Below are 5,080 nucleotides of genomic sequence, written 5' to 3'. Positions count from 1 at the left end.
GGGTCTGGGGGCGCAGTCATTGTGCGCGCAGGATAGCGATCGGGCGGCGGGGGGGAAGGGGGAGCGACGGGTGCTTGACAATCATGAGTGAAATACTCAGGATATATCTTGAAACCTAGCCAGCCGCCTGTGTCCGGCGGTACGCCCGGTGTCCTTCAAACCCCATGGAGTTCACCATGCCCCGATCCGACAGCTACCCTCGTGCGGATGTTCTGGAGATGATCCTGAGTGCGGCCAGCGGGATCTTCCCCGGCCCGGTCCTGGAAGCGCTTATCGCGCAGATGGAGGCGGGGAAATGAACGCTCAGGTCGATCTTTGGCTTACGACAGATGCGACGCCGGTGCATGACGCACGGGTCTTGACCGAGGGCGGTTCGCTGGCGCGGATCGTGCTGGACGGGCAGGTTTACAGTTTGCGCATCACCCGGGCGGGGAAGCTGATCCTGACGAAGTGAGGCGCGGCGGCGGGGCCGGGAGCAAAATCCTTAAGTAAGGATTTTGGCAAATTTTTTACTCAAAAAATTTGGGTACTTAGCCGCCGGTGTGGCTCATGTGCCTGGTCATCTGGCCTTTGACGTGCTGGCGGGTGTAGTCGAAGTCGTGGCCCTTGGGCTTCCGGGCGATGGCGGCGCGGATGGCGTCTTCGACAACTGCATCGTCGGGGGTGGCGCGCAGGGGCGCGCGGAGGTCGGCCATGTCCTCTTGCCCGAGGCACATGTAAAGCTGGCCGGTGCAGGTGAGCCGGACGCGGTTGCAGCTTTCGCAGAAATTGTGGGTGAGGGGGGTGATGAAGCCGAGTTTCTGGCCGGTCTCCTCGATCCGCACATAGCGGGCGGGGCCGCCGGTGCGCTCAGTCAGGTCGGTCAGGGTGAAGCGTTCGGCCACACGGGCGCGGAGGTCTTTCAGGGGCCAGTACTGGTCGAGGCGGAGGGTGTCGGCCATGTCCTCGCCCATCGGCATGACCTCGATGAAGGTAAGGTCCTGGTCTTCGCGGGCGCACCAGTCGAGGAGGGGGAAGAGCTCGTCTTCGTTGAAGCCCTTGAGGGCCACGGCGTTGATCTTGACGCGGAGGCCTGCGGCTTTTGCGGCCTTTATGCCGTCGAGGACCTGGGGGAGGCGGCCCCAGCGGGTGATGTGGGCGAACTTCTCGGGGTCGAGCGTGTCGAGGCTGACGTTGATGCGGCGGATGCCGAGGGCGGCGAGGGGTTCGGCGAATTTGGTGAGCTGGCTGCCGTTGGTGGTGAGGGTGAGCTCTTTCAGCGCGCCGGTCTGAAGGTGGCGGGACATCGCTTCGAAGAAGGTGAGGATGCCTTTGCGGACAAGGGGTTCGCCGCCGGTGATGCGGAGCTTTTGCACGCCCATGCGGATGAAGGCGGTGCAGAGGCGGTCAAGCTCTTCGAGGCTCAGGAGGTCGGCCTTGGGCAGGAAGGTCATGTGCTCCGACATGCAATAGGTGCAGCGGAAATCGCAGCGGTCGGTGACCGAGACGCGCAGGTAGCTGATGGCGCGGGCGAAGGGGTCGATGAGCGGGGTCATGGGCGGAAGGTAGGCTTCAGCGGGAGGACGCACAAGTGCGCGAGCGACAATTGCAGGGCGAAGGGCGGCAGGTTAGGCTCGTGACCATGAGACAGCTTGTGTTTATCCCCGTTCTTGCGCTGGCCCTTTCGGGATGTGCGCTTTTCCAGGAAGAGGCCCCGGCGACGCGGCCCGCGTCGGTCACCGGGCCGCCCGACCCGCAGGCGGCGACGGAGTTTGCGCCGGCAGTGGCGGCGACGACGCTGGGCGCCCGGGCGTCGAGTGCGGAGGCGCTGGACAGCACCACGGCGGAGGAGAAGGCTGCGGCGCTGGCAGCCCCGGCGACGGGGGGCGAGCGCGAGCTTGGGAAGGTCGTTGTGGCGCTTGGGCCTCCGGCGGAGCAGGGGATCTGGCTTTCCAGCGAGCTTGTGAAAGAGAAGACGCAGGGCCGGATCATGACGGCGGCGGGCAAGAGCCTTTCGCTTGAGCTCCGTCCGGGCACCGGGGGCGCGCTTCTGTCGCTCGCGGCGTTCCAGGCGTTGGGGCTGTCCCTGACCGAGTTGCCTGAGGTCACTGTCTACGGGCCGTAGCGGCGACCGTTGTGGGCGGTTGGGGCGGCTTTCAAATTGAGCGCTGACGCGCGAGCCTTTTGTCTCGCCTCTGTGCGCGAAGAGCGCACAACCGGCTCGGGTAAAGAGCCTCCGGCGGGGATACTTGGGCAAAGATGAAAGGCGGGAGCCGGGGGTGCCTCAGGCGGGCTGGGTTTCGAGGAGCCTGGCCAGGGTTGAGGCGACCGACCAGTTCGCATCGAGGCAGAGGAGGTCGGCGAGGTCACGGTTTTCGGGGCTTGCGAGATCGGGCCGGTCGATCAGGCGGGCGGGGGCGGCGGTGGCCATGTCGAGGGCGGTCTCGGGGCTGGCGCCGACCACGGTGATCAGGCGCTGAACGCCCTCGGCCATTGTCACATGCGCCCCGGCCAGCGAGCCTTCGGCGTTTTCCAGGCGGCCGTTCTTCAGCCAGACGTCCTGGCCGTAGAGCCGGAAATGGTCGGAGCCGCCGACGGTGCTCATTGCGTCCGAAACCAGGAACATGCGTCCCGGAACGGGTCGGGCGCGGATCGCGAGGCCGACCATCTCGTCGGCGACATGGATGCCGTCGCAGATGATCCCGGCATAGGCCTTGGAGTTGATGCAGGCCCCGGTGACGCCGGGCGCGCGGTTCAGCATCGGTGACATGGCGTTGAAGAGATGGGTGAACGAGGTGGCCCCGCCGGCGAGGAGGGTGCGGACCTCTTCCGCCGTGGCGTCGGAATGGCCAATGGAGACCACGGCCCCGGTGGCCACGATTTCGGTGACGTGGGCGGGGGTTACGCTTTCGGGGGCGACGGTGATCTTGACGAAAAGGCCTTCAGCGCGGAGGCGCCGGATATGCGTGAGAGTTGCCGCCTCGAACGGGCGGACCCATTCGGCGGCGTGGGTGCCGCGCCGGGCCACTGAAAGGTGCGGGCCTTCGATGTGGAGGCCGAGGAGGCCTTGCGCGCCTTTCGTTGCCAGGGCTGCGTCGACGGCGCGCGACAGGACCTCGGGCGCGTCGGTGATCACGGTGGGAAGGATCCCGACGGTGCCGAAGCGGCGGTGGGCGGCGGCCATGGTGTGAAGGGCTGCGGGCGTCTGGTCATTGTTCAGCAGCGCATCGCCGCCGCCGTTGACCTGGAGGTCGAGAAAGCCGGGGGTGAGCGTGCCGGGGACGTGACGGGTGCGGGCGTCTGCCGGCAGGTCGGCGGCTTTCGCCAGTTCAAGGCTGCGCTGCCCCGTGACGCCGAGCGCGAGTCTGGTCCGGAGGCGGGTGCCGTCGAAAACCGCGTCGGGAAGCAGCCAGAGATCGGGAGCTGTGGTCATGGCCGTAGTCCGGGCCCGAAGAAATAGGGACGGAGCGCGGACTGGACGCGGGCGAGGGCCAGCGCGCGGGGCAGGCTATGGCGGGTTCTGCGGGCAGAGGCAATCTCTTCCGGGCGGAAATGCGCGAGAAGGGCGGGATCGGGGAGCTGCCTGCCGTCGAGATCGGCGAAGAGGCGGGCGACCGCGGCCTGGGCCTTGGGTTGCGGCCAGTAGTAGCGGATGCGGTCGGCGAGGCCGAAGTGGCGCTGGAGGCGGAGATCGGTGTCTTTGCCCCGCCAGTGGCCCTGCCAGTGGGTGGGGTCCTGCAGCATCACGGCCTCCATTTCGTCGGCGAGGCTGGGGCCGGTGGCCCAGCCCGCCTGGCAGCGGAGCGTGTCGAGGGCGTAAAGCGCCTCGCGCCAGGCGAAGGTTAGGGCGGGGCCGACTTTCTGGAAGGCGAAGCCAAGCTCGGCCAGGCGGGGGTAGGCGGTGGGGTGCTGGTAGTCGGTGGAATGGGCCTCATAGCAGAGGTGGGGCCAGCCGTTGAGGGCGGCGAGGAGGGCGGGGTCGCGTTGGAGCGGGAGGTGGTGGACCTCCATCGGCGAGAACTCGACCCCCGGCTGGACGACGAGACCGCCGATCTGTTCGAGGGGGAGGTTTGCCGCGCGGAAGGCTTCGGCGTGCGCGGCGAGGGTGGCGATGGCGGCTTCGGGCGTGGTGGGCGGGATTTGCCCGTGGTCGTCGGTGCGGGCGCCGCCGGGGGGCGGGACTTCGGTGCCGATGACGAAGAGGAGCTTTGTGGGGCTCGGGGCGTGTTTCAGCGCGGTGGCGGCGAGGGCGGCGGAGCGGGTGGCGGTGATCTCGTCGGGAAGCTGGGCGGGTTCGCCGGCGCAGCCTTCGGAGCAGTCGAGGTGGATCTTGGTGAAGCCCGCAGCGGCGTAGTCGGCGACCATTTTGTGCGCCTTTTCCATCGCTTGGGCCGCGGGGAGGCTGCGCCAGGCCTGGGGGCCGAGGTGGTCGCCGCCGAAGAGGATGCGGGTGGGGTGGACGCCTGACCTTTGGGCGATGTCGTTCACGAAGGCGATGAAACCGGCGGGGCGGAGGCCGGTGTAGCCGCCGTCCTGGTTGACCTGGTTCGAGGTGGCTTCGACCACGATGGGCTGGTTCAGGGTTTCGGCGAGGGTGAGGGAGGCCTCCAGTGCCTCGGGGTGGGCGGTGCAGACGGATGGGATGGCGACGGGCTCTCCGCTGCGGTTCCGGGCGATGATCTGGCGGAGGAGGTCAGGCATGGGCGGCCTCGTTCGCGGCATGGAGGGCGGCCCCGCGGGCTCCGCTGGCATCGCCGCCTTCGGCAAGGCGGATGGCCGGGATGGGAAAGCCGGGCAGGGTGGCTTTGGCAAGGCGTTGGGTCAGGTCCTGGGTCAGGCCGGGGGCGCGCGAGAGGCCGCCGCCAAGGACGATGACCTCGGGGTCTAGGGTCAGGCAGAGGGTCATGAGGAATTCGGTTGCGAGGTCGAGCCAGATGTTCCAGGCGCGGGCGAAGGCGGGGGTGGTCGAGCGGCCTGCGACGATCGCTTCCGGCGTGTGGACCTGGCCGCTGACAAGGGAGGTGATGCGGGCAAGGCCGGGGGCGGAGAGGTAGGTCTCGGTGCAGCCCGTGCGGCCGCAGCCGCATTTCAGGATGGGGAG

At 68.1% G+C, this 5,080-nt stretch carries 7 protein-coding genes; 3 read left to right on the top strand and 4 right to left on the bottom strand.

Annotated features, from left to right (window positions below; all coding sequences use genetic code 11):
• The first annotated feature begins 176 nt into the window (after nucleotides 1–176).
• Nucleotides 177–299, top strand: a complete 123-nt coding sequence (locus ACRCSW_RS13860; RefSeq protein ID WP_438705966.1) for a hypothetical protein — start codon at nucleotides 177–179, stop codon at nucleotides 297–299.
• The gene (gene hemP, locus ACRCSW_RS13855; protein ID WP_438705965.1) at nucleotides 296–454 is read left to right on the top strand and encodes a hemin uptake protein HemP; all 159 of its coding nucleotides are present in this window, start codon (nucleotides 296–298) and stop codon (nucleotides 452–454) included. The genes ACRCSW_RS13860 and hemP overlap by 4 nt, the downstream gene beginning before the upstream one ends.
• 76 nt (nucleotides 455–530) lie before the next feature.
• Here hemP and moaA read toward each other — a convergent pair whose 3' ends face one another.
• Complete coding sequence (gene moaA / locus ACRCSW_RS13850; protein ID WP_438705963.1) at nucleotides 531–1,535, bottom strand: GTP 3',8-cyclase MoaA; 1,005 nt, start codon at nucleotides 1,533–1,535, stop codon at nucleotides 531–533.
• Between the two features lie 86 nt (nucleotides 1,536–1,621).
• Between moaA and ACRCSW_RS13845 the strand changes: the two genes are divergently transcribed.
• Nucleotides 1,622–2,104, top strand: coding sequence for a D-galactarate dehydratase (locus ACRCSW_RS13845; RefSeq protein ID WP_438705961.1), 483 nt, complete (start codon nucleotides 1,622–1,624; stop codon nucleotides 2,102–2,104).
• A 159-nt stretch (nucleotides 2,105–2,263) separates the two neighbouring features.
• On the opposite strand, the gene ACRCSW_RS13840 is transcribed toward ACRCSW_RS13845, so the two are convergent.
• From ACRCSW_RS13840 to ACRCSW_RS13830, 3 genes are all read right to left on the bottom strand, one after another.
• Nucleotides 2,264–3,412 (bottom strand): N-acetylglucosamine-6-phosphate deacetylase, encoded by a 1,149-nt coding sequence (locus ACRCSW_RS13840; RefSeq protein ID WP_438705959.1) that lies wholly within the window; start codon nucleotides 3,410–3,412, stop codon nucleotides 2,264–2,266.
• Nucleotides 3,409–4,680: a class II D-tagatose-bisphosphate aldolase non-catalytic subunit gene (locus ACRCSW_RS13835; protein WP_438705957.1), complete on the bottom strand. Its 1,272-nt coding sequence runs from the start codon at nucleotides 4,678–4,680 to the stop codon at nucleotides 3,409–3,411. Before ACRCSW_RS13835 ends, ACRCSW_RS13840 begins: the two co-directional genes overlap by 4 nt.
• The coding region (locus tag ACRCSW_RS13830) for an ROK family protein (protein WP_438705955.1) at nucleotides 4,673–5,080 on the bottom strand (408 nt) is incomplete at its 5' end. The genes ACRCSW_RS13830 and ACRCSW_RS13835, both read right to left, overlap by 8 nt.

Origin of the sequence: Tabrizicola sp. (assembly GCF_051645465.1) — a bacterium.
In the GTDB taxonomy this organism is placed as follows: Bacteria; Pseudomonadota; Alphaproteobacteria; order Rhodobacterales; family Rhodobacteraceae; genus Tabrizicola.
This window is presented reverse-complemented; position numbering and strand designations above follow the sequence as displayed.